Source organism: Streptomyces sp. CA-251387 (assembly GCF_050936625.1).
Lineage (GTDB): Bacteria > Actinomycetota > Actinomycetes > Streptomycetales > Streptomycetaceae > Streptomyces.
Map to the genome: position 1 here is coordinate 6,362,236 of NZ_JBNJMJ010000001.1, position 15,398 is coordinate 6,377,633.

17 protein-coding genes are annotated in these 15,398 nt (G+C 69.4%); 7 read left to right on the forward strand and 10 right to left on the reverse strand.

The features are described from left to right. Positions 1 to 6: 6 nt before the first annotated feature. Entirely contained in the window at positions 7 to 339 is a 333-nt protein-coding gene (locus ACQEV2_RS28615) for a DUF952 domain-containing protein (protein ID WP_433047474.1), read from the forward strand. Then, complete coding sequence (locus ACQEV2_RS28620; protein WP_433047477.1) at positions 336 to 572, forward strand: hypothetical protein; 237 nt, start codon at positions 336 to 338, stop codon at positions 570 to 572. The genes ACQEV2_RS28615 and ACQEV2_RS28620 overlap by 4 nt, the downstream gene beginning before the upstream one ends. On the opposite strand, the gene ACQEV2_RS28625 is transcribed toward ACQEV2_RS28620, so the two are convergent. Beyond that, on the reverse strand, positions 556 to 1,302 hold the full coding sequence (locus ACQEV2_RS28625; RefSeq protein WP_433047480.1) for a VOC family protein: 747 nt from the start codon (positions 1,300 to 1,302) through the stop codon (positions 556 to 558). The two genes, ACQEV2_RS28620 and ACQEV2_RS28625, sit on opposite strands and share 17 nt — an antisense overlap. A gap of 118 nt (positions 1,303 to 1,420) precedes the next feature. Between ACQEV2_RS28625 and ACQEV2_RS28630 the strand changes: the two genes are divergently transcribed. After that, complete coding sequence (locus ACQEV2_RS28630; RefSeq protein ID WP_433047483.1) at positions 1,421 to 2,575, forward strand: anion permease; 1,155 nt, start codon at positions 1,421 to 1,423, stop codon at positions 2,573 to 2,575. Positions 2,576 to 2,639: 64 nt separating this feature from the next. Then, the gene (locus tag ACQEV2_RS28635) at positions 2,640 to 2,873 is read left to right on the forward strand and encodes a hypothetical protein (protein ID WP_433047486.1); all 234 of its coding nucleotides are present in this window, start codon (positions 2,640 to 2,642) and stop codon (positions 2,871 to 2,873) included. A 72-nt stretch (positions 2,874 to 2,945) separates the two neighbouring features. On the opposite strand, the gene ACQEV2_RS28640 is transcribed toward ACQEV2_RS28635, so the two are convergent. The 5 genes from ACQEV2_RS28640 to sodN form a co-directional block, all read right to left on the reverse strand. Then, on the reverse strand, positions 2,946 to 4,334 hold the full coding sequence (locus ACQEV2_RS28640; protein ID WP_433047489.1) for a glycosyltransferase family 39 protein: 1,389 nt from the start codon (positions 4,332 to 4,334) through the stop codon (positions 2,946 to 2,948). Between the two features lie 405 nt (positions 4,335 to 4,739). Beyond that, positions 4,740 to 5,570 carry a M55 family metallopeptidase gene (locus ACQEV2_RS28645; protein ID WP_433047492.1) on the reverse strand — a complete coding sequence of 277 codons (831 nt, stop codon included), beginning with the start codon at positions 5,568 to 5,570 and terminating at the stop codon, positions 4,740 to 4,742. An 88-nt stretch (positions 5,571 to 5,658) separates the two neighbouring features. Beyond that, positions 5,659 to 6,222 (reverse strand): GNAT family N-acetyltransferase, encoded by a 564-nt coding sequence (locus ACQEV2_RS28650; RefSeq protein ID WP_433054850.1) that lies wholly within the window; start codon positions 6,220 to 6,222, stop codon positions 5,659 to 5,661. A gap of 80 nt (positions 6,223 to 6,302) precedes the next feature. Then, positions 6,303 to 7,241, reverse strand: coding sequence for a MerR family transcriptional regulator (locus ACQEV2_RS28655; protein WP_433047495.1), 939 nt, complete (start codon positions 7,239 to 7,241; stop codon positions 6,303 to 6,305). A gap of 476 nt (positions 7,242 to 7,717) precedes the next feature. Next, the gene (sodN, locus tag ACQEV2_RS28660) at positions 7,718 to 8,113 is read right to left on the reverse strand and encodes a superoxide dismutase, Ni (protein ID WP_020123534.1); all 396 of its coding nucleotides are present in this window, start codon (positions 8,111 to 8,113) and stop codon (positions 7,718 to 7,720) included. 145 nt (positions 8,114 to 8,258) lie between these two features. On the opposite strand from sodN, the gene sodX reads away from it, so the two are divergent. Next, a complete protein-coding gene (sodX, locus tag ACQEV2_RS28665) occupies positions 8,259 to 8,693 on the forward strand; it encodes a nickel-type superoxide dismutase maturation protease (RefSeq protein WP_433054853.1) in 435 nt (144 codons plus the stop codon). Here sodX and ACQEV2_RS28670 read toward each other — a convergent pair. Then, entirely contained in the window at positions 8,597 to 9,226 is a 630-nt protein-coding gene (locus tag ACQEV2_RS28670) for a CGNR zinc finger domain-containing protein (RefSeq protein ID WP_433047499.1), read from the reverse strand. The two genes, sodX and ACQEV2_RS28670, sit on opposite strands and share 97 nt — an antisense overlap. Before the next feature lie 99 nt (positions 9,227 to 9,325). Here ACQEV2_RS28670 and ACQEV2_RS28675 point away from each other — a divergent pair, with 99 nt between their 5' ends. Continuing rightward, on the forward strand, positions 9,326 to 10,096 hold the full coding sequence (locus ACQEV2_RS28675; protein ID WP_433047502.1) for a class I SAM-dependent methyltransferase: 771 nt from the start codon (positions 9,326 to 9,328) through the stop codon (positions 10,094 to 10,096). 193 nt (positions 10,097 to 10,289) lie between these two features. Here ACQEV2_RS28675 and ACQEV2_RS28680 read toward each other — a convergent pair whose 3' ends face one another. Genes ACQEV2_RS28680 through ACQEV2_RS28690 form a run of 3 tightly spaced genes read right to left on the reverse strand, consistent with a single transcriptional unit; the run spans position 10,290 to position 12,987 of the window. After that, positions 10,290 to 11,051 carry an amino acid ABC transporter ATP-binding protein gene (locus ACQEV2_RS28680; protein WP_433047505.1) on the reverse strand — a complete coding sequence of 254 codons (762 nt, stop codon included), beginning with the start codon at positions 11,049 to 11,051 and terminating at the stop codon, positions 10,290 to 10,292. After that, positions 11,048 to 11,992 (reverse strand): amino acid ABC transporter permease, encoded by a 945-nt coding sequence (locus ACQEV2_RS28685; protein WP_433047508.1) that lies wholly within the window; start codon positions 11,990 to 11,992, stop codon positions 11,048 to 11,050. Before ACQEV2_RS28685 ends, ACQEV2_RS28680 begins: the two co-directional genes overlap by 4 nt. Before the next feature lie 35 nt (positions 11,993 to 12,027). Beyond that, entirely contained in the window at positions 12,028 to 12,987 is a 960-nt protein-coding gene (locus ACQEV2_RS28690; protein WP_433047511.1) for an ABC transporter substrate-binding protein, read from the reverse strand. A 648-nt stretch (positions 12,988 to 13,635) separates the two neighbouring features. Between ACQEV2_RS28690 and ACQEV2_RS28695 the strand changes: the two genes are divergently transcribed. Continuing rightward, on the forward strand, positions 13,636 to 14,859 hold the full coding sequence (locus tag ACQEV2_RS28695) for an NAD(P)-dependent malic enzyme (RefSeq protein ID WP_433047514.1): 1,224 nt from the start codon (positions 13,636 to 13,638) through the stop codon (positions 14,857 to 14,859). Positions 14,860 to 15,398: the final 539 nt, after the last annotated feature.

The window sequence follows — 15,398 nt, forward strand, 5'->3', positions numbered from 1 at the left end:
GGCCCCATGCCCGAACACACGTACATCCTCCACATCACCGAGCGCTCCCTGTGGGAGGCGGCCCGCGAGCGCGGCGCGTACGAGACGTCGACGCGCGGCCGCACGCTCCAACAGGAAGGCTTCATCCACTGCTCGACCCGCGCCCAGCTCCCGTCCGTCGCCGCCTTCCTGTACGGCTCCTGCGAGGGCCCGGATGACCTGGTGGTGCTGGTCGTGGACCCGGCGCGGCTCGGTGCGCCGGTGAAGTACGAGGCGCCGAAGCCCGGGGGCGAGGAGTTCCCGCATGTGTACGGGCCCATTCCGGTGGACGCGGTCGTGGACGTGGAGGCGTGGGCGTGAGGGGGCGGCGCCGGTTATGGCTGTGGGTCGTGGCGGCGTGGGTGATCGTCGTGGCCGTCGCAGGCGGGGTGACGCTGTGGTTGCAGGACTCGGTCGAGCCGCGGAGGTACGGCTGGGAGGAGACCGCTCCGACGCCCTCGTTCTCGGCGTCGGTCTCGTGGCGGACCCTGTGCCCGAGCGCCACGCCCGCGGAGGACGGCTCCGTCCTCTGCTGGGTCAGGAACCGGCCCTAGGGAGCCCGCCCGTCTCCGGATCCCGCCCCGTCAGGCAGTACGTGCCGCCCGCCGGGTCGCGCATCACCGTCCAGTGGGAGCCCTGGGCGACGAAGACCGCGCCCAGCTCCTCGTGCCGGGCGCGGGTCGTCTCGATGTCCGCGCAGGCGAGGTCCAGGTGGGCGGAGGCGGGCCACTCCTCGTCGAGGCGCTGGAGCAGGATGCGGATCGGCAGCCCGGGCGGCGGCTTGAGCACATGGAACTCGGGGCGGGAGCCGGGCGTCGAGTCCCAGCCGTCCAACAGGGCGCTCCAGAAGGCGACTTCGGCGTCGTACAGGGATGGCGGTACGTCGACGCAGACCTGGTCGAGGCGGCTGCCGCGCACCACGGGCGGCCGTACCGACTCCCCGTGCCACGGCACGGCACAGAACAACTGCCCGGCGGGCGACCGCAGCACGGCCCACCCGTCGTGCTCGGCGGCGATGCCCGCACCCAGCCGAAGCGCCGACTGCACGAGGTCCGGTACGTCGTCCACGGCGAAGTCGAGGTGCGCGCCACCGGCACCCGGGTCGACGCCCTGGGCCTTGACGCAGGCGTCGGCCCTGCCGCCCGGCAGCAGGGTGACGAACTCGTCCTGCTCACCGCGGAATTCGGACAGTCGGGTGTCCGTGACGGCCGTCCAGAACGCGCAGGCCCGGCCGAGGAGGTCGGCGGGCCGGTCGGCGAAGGCGTACGTCCAGCGGATGCTCATGGTGTGATCGTAGGTCCACGCCCGCTCCGCACGACCCTTACCAACCGCGCGCCACCTCCTGGGACGCGCTTTGCCGTCAGTTCCCCGGATATTGGCCCGCGCTTGTTTGCATTGGGGAATGGACCACATCACGTTCCTGGTGGCGGTCGTCATCGTGACGGCCCTCGCCTTCGACTTCACCAACGGATTCCACGACACGGCGAACGCGATGGCCACCTCCATCGCCACGGGGGCCCTCAGAGCGAGGACGGCCGTGCTCATCAGTGGCGTCCTGAACGTCATCGGCGCCTTCCTGTCCACCGAGGTCGCCAAGACGATCTCCGGCGGCATCGTGGACGACACCCTCGTCACCCCGGGCATGATCTTCGCGGGCCTGGTCGGGGCGATCCTGTGGAATCTGCTCACCTGGCTGGTCGGGCTGCCGTCCAGTTCGTCGCACGCGCTGTTCGGCGGGCTGATCGGGGCCGTCTGGGTCGGTGCGGGGGCGCACGGCGTGCACTTCGACAAGGTTGTCGAGAAGGTACTGATCCCGGCGGTGGCCTCGCCGGTCGTGGCGGGGGTCGCCGCGCTGCTGGCCACCTACCTGGCGTACAAGCTCACTTCTCGCGCCCGCAAACAGTCCGTCACCAAGGGCTTCCGCCTCGGCCAGATCGCCTCGGCCTCGCTCGTCTCCCTGGCCCACGGCACGAACGACGCGCAGAAGACGATGGGCGTCATCACGCTGACCCTGATCTCGGCGGGCGCGCTGGGCCATGACGCGGGCCCGCCCTTCTGGGTGATCGCCTCGGCAGGCCTGGCCATCGGCCTCGGCACCTACCTCGGCGGCTGGCGGATCATCCGCACGATGGGCAAGGGCCTGACGGAGATCCAGTCCCCACAGGGCTTCGCCGCCGAGACGGCCTCCACGACGGTGATCCTCACCTCGGCCCACCTGGGCTTCGCCCTGTCCACCACCCAGGTCGCCTCCGGCAGCATCCTCGGCGCGGGCCTGGGCCGCCGGCTGGCGGAGGTCCGCTGGGGTGTGGCCGGCCGCATGGTCGTGGCCTGGCTGGTCACCCTGCCCGCCGCGGCGCTGGTGGGCGGCGTGTCGGCGAGCGTGGTCAAGCACGGAGGCAACGTCGGTACGGCCGTGGTCGCCCTGGTGGGTGCCGCCGTGGCCGCCGGCATCGTGTTCGTCTCCCGCCGCAACCCGGTGTCCGCGCACAACGTCAACGACACCCACGAGGTCACGATCCGCGGCGCGGAGCCGGCCCGGGTCGGCACGGCCGCCTGATCCGACGGGTGCCTGAGAAACGGGCGTCTGAGAAACGGGTGCCTGAGAAAGGGGAGTTCACACAATGAACCTCGACTGGACCGCCCTCGGTCAAGTCGCCGCGGTGAGCCTCGCCGTCACGGTGGCCGTGGTCACCGTCTTCGCCTTCGGCGTGCTGGGCCTGGCCCGCTACGACGGGGCACGCGAGCAGGGCGGCGGCACGTCCGGCCTCGGCGTCGCCCAGGCCGGACTGTGCTTCCTCGCCTGCGCGGCGGTGGTGGCGTACGGGATCTGTCTGATCGTGCCGCAGTTCCACTGACGGGAACGCGGACGGACGGCTGAAAGGGCCCGGCCCGGCGGAGCACTTCGGCCAGGCCCGTTCACGTACGGCTCAGAGCCGCTCGTACACCGTCACCCGGCGCCCACGGACCTGCTCGTCCGCCACCACCGTGAAGTACTCCTTCAACACGGCGGTCTTCACTTCGTCCCGCCGGTTCGACAGCGGCCGGGCCACGTCGGCCGCGTCGGTGACCAGCAGTATCCGGTGCTGCGCCAGCATCGCGGACCGTATCCGGGCCGGATCCGCCTCCTCGCCCTTCAACGTCCCCGACGCCACGGGGCTCTTGGCCAGCGCGATGTCCCGCAGACCGGCGAAGTGACCGGGGGAGACCAGCGCGGTGTCGCGCCGGGCCGCCGGCAGGAAGACCACCGCGTCCCCGGTCTCCTTGAGCCGCCGCACGTCCGCCGCCACCGCCAGGACGTCGTCCACCCGGCTCGCCGGAGACCGCTTGGCCAGCGACTGAGGCAACAGCGCCAGCACCGCCACGGCGACCGTGACCGGGACGAGCCAGGGCGCCGCTCTCGGGAACCGCGGCTCGGTCGCCCGTACGGCCGTTCCCAGCGCCGTACCGATCAGCAGCGCCAGCCCGAGCATGCTGAACAGGACGTACCGGTCCAGGAACAGGGGCCGGACCAGACAGAGGCCGAGGAGGCCGAGCTGCGGCACCGCCAGCAGCGGCAGCCCGACGGCCGCGACCGACAGCCGTCCCGCCCGCGGCCGGTCCAGCAGGGCGCCGAGGCCGCCGATCGCCAGCAGGATCGCCGGGCCGATCAGCATGTGCCAGGTCAGCGGCGGGATCCAGGAGACCTGGGCGGCCTGGCTCCGGCTGAACAGGACCAACGGCAGCACAGCGGCGACGGCGACCGTCGCGGCCGCCGCCCAGCGCGTCCATGTCCCGCGCGCGGCACGCCTCCAGAGGAGGGTCGCCAGATGTGCGGGCAGGATCAGCAGCGACAGCCAGTTCAGCAGCCCGCACACCGCGACCGTGCCCCCGTACGCGGCCCAGTGCACCGCCCGGCCACGGCCCTGAAGGACGGTCACCAGCAACAGCGTGGACACCCCCGCCCCGGCCACGACCAGCGCGTACGGGCGCCCCTCCTGCAGATGGAACTGCACGGCCGGCAGCAGCCCGAACGCCAGCCCTCCCGCCAGGCCCGCCCACACCCCGGCCAGCCGTCGGCCGATGACCGTCACACAGGCCGCCGCGACGGCCATGGCCAGCACGGAGGGCAGCCGCAGGGTGGTGGTACTGGCCCCGAACCACTCGAACAGTCCGTGCATCAGCAGGTAGTAGAGCCCGTGCACGGCATCGACGTGCCCCAGCATGTGCCAGATGTCGGCGACGGACCGTCGGGCCACCTGCCAGGTCGCGGCCTCGTCCCGCCACACGCTGTCCTGCCGGGACAATCCCCACAGACCGAGGGCCAGGGTCCAGAGCATCGGGATCGGCCACAGGGGCAGGCGGCGGCGCAGGGGATTCTCCCGGGAATCGACGTTCAGTACGGCGCGGGAGATGCCGCCGGGTGACGTGGCCCCGCAATCGGTCCGCCACTTGCCCGCTGCCGCGGAGCACGCCGAACAGCGCCTCGGCCCGAGCGGCCGAGACGGGATCGGAGCGGTGCTCGACTTCCCCCGGTGAGGCACCCGCCTCGCAGGTGGGGCGAGGGGGTGGACATGCCAGAACCTACGGGAACGGGCCGACGCGCAGCCAGTTTTTGGCGCGTGAACACAATCACCGGTGATTCAGGGAACCTTGAGCCCGTGGAGCCGTCGGGTCTGCCCGTTCGTCACATGCGATCAGAAGTCAGGAGGACAACTGCCTCGGCGCGGAGGGCGGTATGGCGGTCAGCAGTAAGGCGGCTGGTTGGTCAGGGAGGCTGCTACCCGCATCCACACCCCGAAGAGACGGTAGAGGTTGGGCACCTCGCCTTGAGCCTGGACGGTTCGGGTGTCTGTCGATGCGACACCTGGAATTCCGAGGAGGGTGGAGGCCACCGAGGCCGACTGCCAGCGGACGGTGAGGGTGGACGGGGCCGAAGATACCGACGGGGCCGTCAGGGGTGCGGAGAGACTGGAGGCGACGGCGTCCTCGATCGCTCTTCTGGCTTCGTCCGCCGGGCGCAGTTCTGCCGCAAAGCGGTCGTGCGCATACTTCACGGCCACGGTGGTGACGGAGGCGTCCCACTCCGTCATCTCCGTGCAGGCGCGGTCGTCACCTGTGAGGACCGCCACCGGCACCCCGAGGGCCGCCGCGGTGGCGTGGGCCAGGCCGATCTCGCCCACCGGCCGGCCGTCCAGCCAGATGTCCTCGATCTCATGACCCATGAAGCTGTGACTCAGCACGCCGAGCGCGCCGGCCCGCGAGTGGTAGCCGACGCAGATCACCGCGTCGTGATCGGGGGCGAGTCCTTCGAGCATGCCCATCTGCTTGGGCTTGCCGCGAATGAGGCGGGCTGCCGGGTGCAGAGCATCCGCCAGCAGGTTGCGCATGGGACCGTGTGCGTCGTTGACGGTGATGTCGGTGGCGCCGGCTGCCAGGGCACCCCGGACGGCTGCGTTCACGTCCTCCGCCATCGACTGCCGTCCCCGCTCGTAGTCCCGTCCGCCGGGTTGGACATCCTGGGCATCCACGAGTCCCGTGATGCCTTCCATGTCCGCGGTGATGTAGATCCGCACTCTGCGTACTCCTCAACCTTGATCGTCTCGAAGACGTCTGCCGCTCCTCCTGCGGTTCCTGCACGGTGGGCTGAGGAGACCCACGAGATCAGACGTCTCGCATCCGTGCGTGGAGGTGACCATCGAGGGGGAATTCCGGCGGTGCCGCGGGCAGGAGGGTGCTCAACTCGTACCGGCACTTCTGCGCGACGCGGCAGGATGCCGTGTTGTCCACCTGGTGCAGGAGTTCAAGACGCTCCAGCCCGTCGTCCGCGAAGGTGGTGAAGGCCCAGTCCGTCAGCGCCTGCAGTGCCCTGGGAGCCACTCCCCGGCCGCGGGCATGTGCTGCGGTCCAGTAGCCGACCTCGGCCGACGGAGAGCCAGAAGCAGGACGCTTGAGGACTACGTGGCCCACCAGCCGTTCACCGTTCCCGGACGTCCCGGGCTCCACGACGGCGAGTCCGAAACGATTCCCTGCCTCCCACCCTTTCCGCTGTTCCCGAACCCAGCGCGCTGCGCCGACCGCGTCGTCCACCGTCGAACTGGTCCAGCGGCGCAGGGCACCATCGCGGTGCAGCTCGACCAGGCCGTCAGCGTCTGTCGGATGCCAGGGCCGCAGCAGAAGAGCGGGGGCGGAGGGCGCCGCGCTTGTCCGCAGCCGTACGGCGACCATGTCCACGGCCGGAGCGTACGTGGCCGTATCGATATCCGATGCCGCTCCCTGCCGGGCGCCGGCGGGGTGAAGGCGTCGCGTCATCGAGCCGCTCGCCGGCGAAGCGCCGTGACCGACCAATCGAGTGCCGGCGTCAGACGTTCCGGAGCCGGCCAGCCGTTGATCAGGGCGAGCAGGTGGAAGTACCGGTCCCGGCGGGGATCGTTGGCGGCCGTCAGACGCTCCAGCATCCATCGATGCAGTTCGCTGTCGTCGGGTCGGCCGATGATGCGCGCGCAGTCAGCTGTGAGCGCTGCGACGACGTGGTCGGCCTGGGGGGAATGCGGGCTGATTGCGGAGGCGAGGGCCGCCGTCGCATGGTCACGGGCGATCGCGACAACGTCTGGGCGCGGCTGCCTGGAGCCGCTGTCGGACAGGTCGGCCGCGTGATCCTCGGCCCCGCCCCGCACACTGGCGCGGAAGTCCGGGTCCAGAGACAGTTCCGCCAACTCCACCCATGCCTCAAGCTGTGCGTCTGTTGGGTCGTCGGGGAGCTCGGGCGTCATGGAGCGCCGGGCCCCGGCGTATTCGGCGCCACCGTGGAGACCCGTGAAGACGGCGTTGAGGAAGTCGTCGATCAATCGTTGACGTTCGGCTTCGGAGAGCTGGGCGAGCTGGTGCATGCGTTTCGTCTCCTCAGGGGTGGGGTTGCGCTTGGCCACGGCCGTCAGCACCGCCCGCCGCAAGCGCAGGATGCCGATCTGTACCTCCAGCGCGGCGGCGTGCTGCGCGGCGACGTCGCCGAGCGTCAGTTCCCGGTCGACGACCTGACGGATCGCATCGAGGCCGAGCCCCAGTTCGCGCAGCGTCCGCACCAGAGCCAGTCGGGCGACGGAGTCCGGGCCGTAGCGGCGATAGCCTGCGGGCGTGCGGTCGGCGGGCACAACGATGCCGCGATCGGAGTAGAACCGGATCGTCTTGACTGTCAGCCTGGTGAGCCGGGCCAGTTCACCGATCGAGTAGAGGGCGCCGCCGTCCATGCCCTCACCTTCCACTCTCCCCCTACGGGAGACTCAAGCCCGTACCCCACTTCCCCGGGCTTGCTGCTGCGTGACGCTGAGATCCCTGTGTCGAACCCCCTCGTTTGCGTCCCGCAGTTTCGGCAGGCGAGGGTGCTAGGGCGTGTTTCAGACGTGGATCTTGCCGGACGGCCGCCGGTACACACCGCCTTGGCGCTGCACATGCTCTACCACGTCCCCGACATCCCCCAGGCAGTACGGGAGTTGTCCCGCGCCCGCGTCGTCGCCTGTGACGGACTGGTGATCGCTTCCACCAACAGCGGCCGGGAGAAGGCTTGTGAAGGGGCCCTGCCGGTGGGGGCCGGGGCGGAGTGGGAAGGGGTGGGACGACCGCACCCGGACCGCCATGGACGCCGTGCTAGGCGGCCTGCGGACCGGGTGCGGACAGGCGGACCTGACAACCAAGGAAATTGCAGGTCAAACGGCTTGATCAAAGATCAGGCCTTCTTGGTCTCCCAGAAGATCTTGTCGATCTGGGCGATGTAGTCCAGAGCCTTCTGACCGGTGGCCGGGTCGGTGGACGCCTTGGCGGCCGAGAGGGCCTTCAGGGCGTCGTTGACCAGCTGGTGCAGCTCGGGGTACTTCTCGAAGTGCGGGGGCTTGAAGTAGTCGCTCCAGAGGACCGACACATGGTGCTTGGCGAGCTCGGCGCGCTGCTCCTTGATGACGGTCGCGCGTGCCTGGAAGTGCGGGTCGTCGTTGGCGGCCATCTTCTCCTGGACGGCCTTCACCGACTCCGCCTCGATGCGGGCCTGGGCCGGGTCGTACACACCGCAGGGCAGGTCGCAGTGTGCGCTGACCTTGACCTTGGGGGCAAACAGGCGGGAAAGCATGGAGCATTCCTTCCTCGTGATCGTCTTCTCAGGTGGGACATTACTCCCTGCAAGACGGGTTTTCGCGAGTGCCCCCATGGGCTTAGGACAAAAGTCCAGGGTCAGACTGAGACTGGTGGAGGACCGTACCGGGGAGGTGCCGGGGATGCCGGAGTTGTCGCAGGAGACCGAGCGCGGGCGGGCGGGCCGGCCCTTCGGGTGGGCCGAGGTGACCGGACCGTCGATGGTGCCCACGCTGTACCACGGCGATCTGCTCGTCGTGCTGCACCGCGGCCGGATCAGGGCCGGCGACGTCGTCATCCTGCGCCATCCGTTCCAGCAGGACCTGCTCGTCGTCAAGCGCGCCACGGAGCGCCGTGAGGGCGGCTGGTGGGTGCTCGGGGACAACGCGTACGCCGGCGGCGACAGCACCGACTACGGAGTCGTGCCCGATGAGCTGATCCTGGGCAAGGTCCGGCTGCGCTACCGGCCGCGCAAGCCGGATCAGCGCTCGCCGTTCGCGATGGCGCGCTGGGCGCTGTCGGCGGTGCGGCCCGTCTTCGCCGACCGGTCGGCCTCCAGGCGTTTGCGGGCGCGGTAGGCGGCCACGTTGGCGCGGGTGGCGCAGCGGTCCGAGCAGTAGCGCCGGGAGCGATTGGTGGACGTGTCCAGGTAGGCGTTGCGGCACGGGGCCGCCTCGCACAGGCCCAGACGGTCCACGCCGTACTCCGTCAGATGGAACGCCAGGCCCATCGCCGCGATCGCCGCGTACCCCGCGGTCGCGTTCGACGGGTGGTCCGCCAGGTGCATGTGCCACAGGGGGCGGCCGTCGTCGTCCCGGAAGTCGTGGCCGGAGATCTGCGGGCTCACCGGGAACTCCAGGAGGAGGGAGTTCAGCAGGTTCACCGCCAGCGTCTCGTCGCCCTTGTCCGCCGCCTCGAAGACCGCCCTCAGCCGCGCACGGACCGAGCGGAAGCGGGTGACGTCGGCGTCGGTGGCGCGGCGGGCCGCCTCCTGGCTGACGCCGAACAGGTCGCGAACGGCCTCGACCGAGGTCAGCGAGTCCTTGCCCCGGGCCGGCTCCTCGCTGTTGACGAGTCGTACGGCGTAATCCGAGTAATAGGCCAGTTCCACTTGTAGTCCTTACGGAGGCGTTCTATCGTCGTCGTGCGGTCGGGTAACAGCTGATCGTGCTTCCAGGGTATTACGTGACGTGCGCGATGGAGGGGCTCGATGACGGACACGACCACCACCACGACGGCCGCCGACTGGCCTGCCTGGCAGGAGAGCTGGGACCGGCAGCAGGAGTGGTACATGCCCGACCGGGAGGAACGCTTCCGGATCATGCTCGACATGGTTGAGGCCCTCGTCGGCCGCGCCCCGCGCGTGCTCGATCTCGCGTGCGGCACGGGAAGCATCACGGCCCGGCTGCTCACGCGGTTCCCCGAGGCCACCAGCACCGGGGTCGACCTCGACCCCGCGCTCCTCGCCATCGCCGAGGGCACCTTCGCGGGCGACGAGCGGGTCACCTTCGTCACCGCCGACCTCAAGGACCCGGACTGGCCGGCGAAGCTGCCGTACGACTCGTACGACGCCGTCCTGACCGCCACGGCCCTGCACTGGCTGCACCGTGAACCCCTCGCGGCCCTCTACGGTCAGGTCGCGGAGCTCGTCCGCGACGGCGGTGTCTTCCTGAACGCGGACCACATGATCGACGAGTCGACGCCCCGGATCAACGCGGCCGAGCGTGCCCAGCGCCACGCCCGCATGGATCAGGCCAAGGCGGACGGCGCCCTCGACTGGTCCGAGTGGTGGCAGCTCGCCGCCAAGGACCCGGTTCTCGCCGAGCCGACGGCCCGCCGCTTCGAGATCTACGGCGAGCACGCCGACGGCGACACGCCGTCCGCCGAGTGGCACGCGCGCGTACTGCGCGAGAAGGGCTTCGGGGAGGCGCGGCCGGTGTGGTGCTCGCCGTCGGACACGCTGATGCTGGCTCTTAAATGATCCCCTTGCTCTTTCCTGGTCCAGTGCGTGCGCATGCGCAGAGTCAGCGCGCCTTTTGTGGCTGTCGCGGCGGCCATCCGCAGGATTGAGGTCGTACGCCGCGAGGGAATTCGCTTTCCGCCCGACGTGACGCATGCACCTCGGCCCCGCCAACAGAATTGGCGGGGCCGAGGTGTTGTTCGACTCGTGGTTCCTACAGCACCTTGGACAAGAACGCCTGGGTCCGCTCGTGCTGGGGGTTGGTCAGGACGTCGCGCGGGTTGCCGGCTTCCACGACCACGCCGCCGTCCATGAAGACCAGGCTGTCGCCGACCTCGCGGGCGAAGCCCATCTCATGGGTGACGACGACCATCGTCATGCCGGACTCGGCGAGGTCGCGCATGACGTCGAGGACGTCGCCGACCAGCTCCGGGTCCAGGGCCGAGGTCGGCTCGTCGAAGAGCATCAGCTTCGGGTCCATCGCGAGCGCCCGGGCGATGGCCACGCGCTGCTGCTGGCCGCCGGAGAGCTGGGAGGGGTAGTTCCCGGCCTTGTCGGCGAGGCCGACGCGGTCGAGCAGCTCCCGTGCGCGCTCCCTGGCCTGGGCCTTGCTCGTGCCCTTGACCTGGATCGGCGCCTCCATGACGTTCTCCACCGCCGTCATGTGCGGGAACAGGTTGAATCGCTGGAACACCATGCCGATGTCCCGGCGCTTCAGCGCGACCTCGCTGTCCTTGAGCTCGTACAGCTTGTCGCCCTTCTGGCGGTAGCCGACCAGCTCGCCGTCGACGTACAGCCGGCCGGCGTTGATCTTCTCCAGGTGGTTGATGCAGCGCAGGAACGTCGACTTGCCGGAGCCTGAGGGTCCGATGAGGCAGAACACCTCGCCGGTCTGCACCTCCAGGTCGATGCCCTTGAGGACCTCGACGAGCCCGAAGGACTTGTGGACGCCTTCGGCCTTCACCATGGCGGTCATGCGGCACCTCCCGCCGACGAACGGTTCGACAGGGACAGCAGGTTCGCCCTGATCTTCTGCAGTGGCGTCGCCGGCAGACTGCGGCTGGAGCCTCGGGCGTAGTACCGCTCGAGGTAGTACTGGCCGACACTGAAGATCGACGTCAGCACCAGGTACCAGGCAGCGGCGAGGAACAGCATCTCGGCGGGGGCGCCGGAGGTCTGGCCGATGTCCTGGGCGACACGCAAGAGCTCGGAGTACTGGACGACGGACACCAGCGAGGTCGTCTTCAGCATGTTGATGACCTCGTTGCCCGTCGGCGGCACGATCACGCGCATCGCCTGCGGGATGACGATCCGGCGCAGCGTCTTGGAGTGGCTCATGCCCAGCGCGTGCGCCGCCTCGGTCTGGCCCTCGTCGACCGCGAGCAGACCGGCGCGGCAGATCTCCGCCATGTAAGCGGCCTCGTTGAGGCCCAGGCCGAGCAGCGCCGTCAGGAACGGGGTCATGAAGTCCGACCACTCGTCCTTGTAGAACGGGCCGAGGTTGATGTACTCGAAGACCAGGCCCAGGTTGAACCAGACGATCAGCTGGACCAGGACCGGCGTGCCGCGGAAGAACCAGATGTAGAACCACGCGATGGACGAGGTCACGGGGTTCCGCGACAGGCGCATCACCGCCAGCACGATGCCGCCGACGACGCCGATCAGCATGGACAGGACGGTCAGCAGGAGTGTCCTGCCCACACCGCTGAGCACGCGGTCGTTGAAGAAGTAGTCCGGGATCGCGTCCCAGTTGATCTTGCCCTGGGAGAACGCGTACACGATGCCGCCCAGCAGGGCGAGCGCGATGACGGCGGAGATGTACCGCCCGTAGTGACGGACCGGGATGGCCTTGATCGCCTCCGGGCCGGCCGGCGGAGTGTCCGCAGGTCCGTCCGTCTTGTTGATGTCAACAGTCACGGGTGTTGCCTTTCAGTGCCCGCTGCTCGGCGCGGTCACTTGCCGCCGTTGATGGTGGCTTCCTTCACGGCGCCGTCCTCGACGCCCCACTTCTTGATGACCTTGTCGTACTCGCCATTGGCGATGATCGCGTCCAGGGCGGCCTTGAGGGCATCCCGCAGCTGGGTGTTGTTCTTGGCGACCGCGATGCCGTACGGCGCGGCCTCGACCTGCTCGCCGACCAGCTGGAAGTCGTTGCCGCCACCGGAGGTCTTCACGGCGTACGCCGCGACGGGGAAGTCGGAGGAGCCGGCGTCCGCGCCGCCGGCGCGCAGGCGGGTCTGAGCCTGCTGGTCGTTGTCGAAGGGCTCGATGGAGATCTTCTTGCCGCCCGGACACTTCTTGGACTCGGACTTGGCGAGGTCCTCGGAGACCGTGCCGCGCTGCACGACGATCTTCTTGCCGCACAGGTCCGACCAGGTCTTGATGTCGGTGTTCTTGCCCTTCTGGGTGTAGATCGAGACACCGGCGGTGAAGTAGTCCACGAAGTCGACGCCTTCACCGACCTTCTTGCCCGTGTCGGAGTCGATGCCCTCCTGGCGGTCCTTCGTGTCGGTCATCGCGGACATGGCGATGTCGTAGCGCTTGGAGCGCAGACCCGTGATCAGGCTGTCGAAGGTGCCGTTCTCGAACTCGAACGTCACGCCCAGCTGCTTGCCCATGGCGGCGGCGAGGTCGGGGTCGATGCCGACCGTCTTGCCGGAACTGTCCTTGAACTCGACCGGTGCGTATGCGATGTCCGAGCCGACCTTGATGACACCCTTGTCGCGGATCTCCTTGGGCAGCTTGTCCGCGAGCGGGGCGGCCGCCGTGGCGGTGTCCGTGCTGTCCGCGCCGCCGTCCTTGGTCTGGTCACCGCAGCCGGTGAGAATCAGTGCGCCTGCGACCGCGATCGAGCCGACCGCTGCCAGCCGGGAGCGTGCGGCGGTCGTACGACGGGTGGAGCGTGCGGTCATGGTGGGTTCCTCCGGCGGATGGGTGGAGTTGCCGATGGGGCGGGCACTCGCCGATGGGGTCGGCGGGCGCCTTGGTTTCGTAGGTCGACGAGAGCACACGCCTTCGAGTGTCGCGACCTCGTGTGATTACGGCATCTTGCCATTCGGACTCAGCCATTCAGGGCGCCCGCCATGTCAAAATCGGATAACGGGTGACCCCCGAACCGCCTCAGGTCGGTACATCACGGCCGGACCTTCTATGGGAATGTGCCCTTCCGGCCGGAAGATCTTCGGCGTATCTCAGGATGTGGATCACTCGCGTGCCGGGTTTGTGACTGGTGGTGGCTTTTCGCAGTTTCTGGCGTCGATTGTCCGCTTATTTGGTCACGAATCACAGCACTTCTGTCGCCGCGTCGTGTCCGATTCGTGTTGTCCGTATGCGTGTTTCCCTTCCCGTCATGTGATCTTGCAGATATTGGACTCGTCGTCGATGCCGTCCGTCCGGTAAGAAGGTTCTTTACACCCCTCATCCGGGGCTCAGGGCGCGTGTGCGGCGCGCCCATCGCGTATGACCCGTACGCATCAACAGATCGGGGCATGCGCGGTCCCGCCCACCCCTCACCAGGAGTGGCCACCCTCAACCAATGAAGATTTAAGGGGTAAAACAAAGTGGCAGCGGAGATCGTCAATCCTCGCAGCGACAGCAGTACGGATCAGGACGGCGGGGCCGAGCCCCTGGATTCCTTCGATCCGGCGTTCGCGCTGCACCGCGGCGGCAAGATGGCCGTGCAGGCCACCGTGCCGGTCCGCGACAAGGACGACCTGTCCCTCGCATACACACCCGGCGTCGCGCGCGTGTGCACCGCGATCGCCGAGCAGCCGGCGCTCGTCCACGACTACACGTGGAAGTCGTCCGTCGTGGCCGTGGTCACCGACGGCACGGCCGTGCTCGGGCTCGGCGACATCGGCCCGGAGGCCTCCCTTCCAGTGATGGAAGGCAAGGCGATTCTGTTCAAGCAGTTCGGCGGCGTGGACGCGGTCCCGATCGCGCTCGACTGCACGGACGTCGACGAGATCGTCGAGACGGTGGCGCGCCTCGCCCCGTCCTTCGGCGGCGTCAACCTGGAGGACATCTCGGCGCCGCGGTGCTTCGAGATCGAGCGGAAGCTCCAGGAGCGGGTCGACATCCCGGTCTTCCATGACGACCAGCACGGCACGGCGGTCGTGACGCTGGCGGCCCTGCGGAACGCTGCGCGGCTGAGCGGGCGGGCCATCGGGGACCTGCGGGCCGTCATCTCCGGCGCGGGCGCTGCCGGTGTCGCCATCGCCAAGATGCTGGTCGAGGCCGGCATCGGGGACGTGGCCGTCGCCGACCGCAAGGGCGTCGTCTCGGCCGACCGGGACGATCTGACGCCGGTCAAGCGGGAGCTCGCCGGGTTCACCAACAAGGCCGGCATCACCGGGTCGCTGGAGGCGGCTCTGGAGGGTGCGGACGTGTTCATCGGCGTTTCCGGCGGTACGGTCGCGGAGTCGGCGGTGGCTTCCATGGCGGAGGGGGCCTTCGTCTTCGCCATGGCCAACCCGAATCCCGAGGTGCACCCCGATGTCGCGCACAAGTACGCGGCGGTCGTGGCGACCGGGCGGTCCGACTTCCCGAACCAGATCAACAACGTCCTCGCGTTCCCCGGCATCTTCGCCGGTGCGCTGCAGGTGCGGGCCTCTCGGATCACCGAGGGGATGAAGATCGCGGCGGCGGAGGCGTTGGCGGGAGTGGTGGGGGACGACCTCGCCGCGGACTACGTCATCCCGTCGCCCTTCGACGAGCGGGTGGCTCCGGCGGTCACGGCGGCGGTTGCGGCTGCGGCGCGGGCCGAGGGTGTTGCTCGGCGCTGAGGTGAGTGTCGGTTGAGTGGCCCCGTCCGGTGGTTGGGCGGGGTCATTTTTTTGCCCGCAGGTTGGGCTGTTGAGGTGGGTCGAGCGGGGGCCTCCGGCGGTTGGGCCGGATGGCTGCGGCGGCCTGTGCGGGTGGTGGGGGTGCGCGTTGATGCGGCGTGCCTCCGGCGGTTGGGCGGGATGCCTGCGGCGGCCTGTGTCGCTGGTTGGGGGTGCGCGTAGCGCCCCCCGGTCGGTGGGTGGGTCGGGGCCGTGCCGGGGGGTGTCCGTCCTCGGACCGGCGGCCGGGCTTAGGCCAGGAGGTGCTGCGTGTTGACGCCGGCCACTGCGGGCGGACACCCCCCGACACGTCCCCTTCCCGCCGTACGCGACTGCGGGCCCGTGGGGCTACGGGCCATCATGCCCACTTAGCTGCGCCCACCCGTGGCGCCGGGCTGCGCACCCCCCGGCCTCAGCCCCCACGTCGGGCGCCTCGTCAAGCGGGCGTGTCTCACAGGGCGCTTCGGTTCCGTCGGTCGTCATGGGGGCCTATCGTCAAG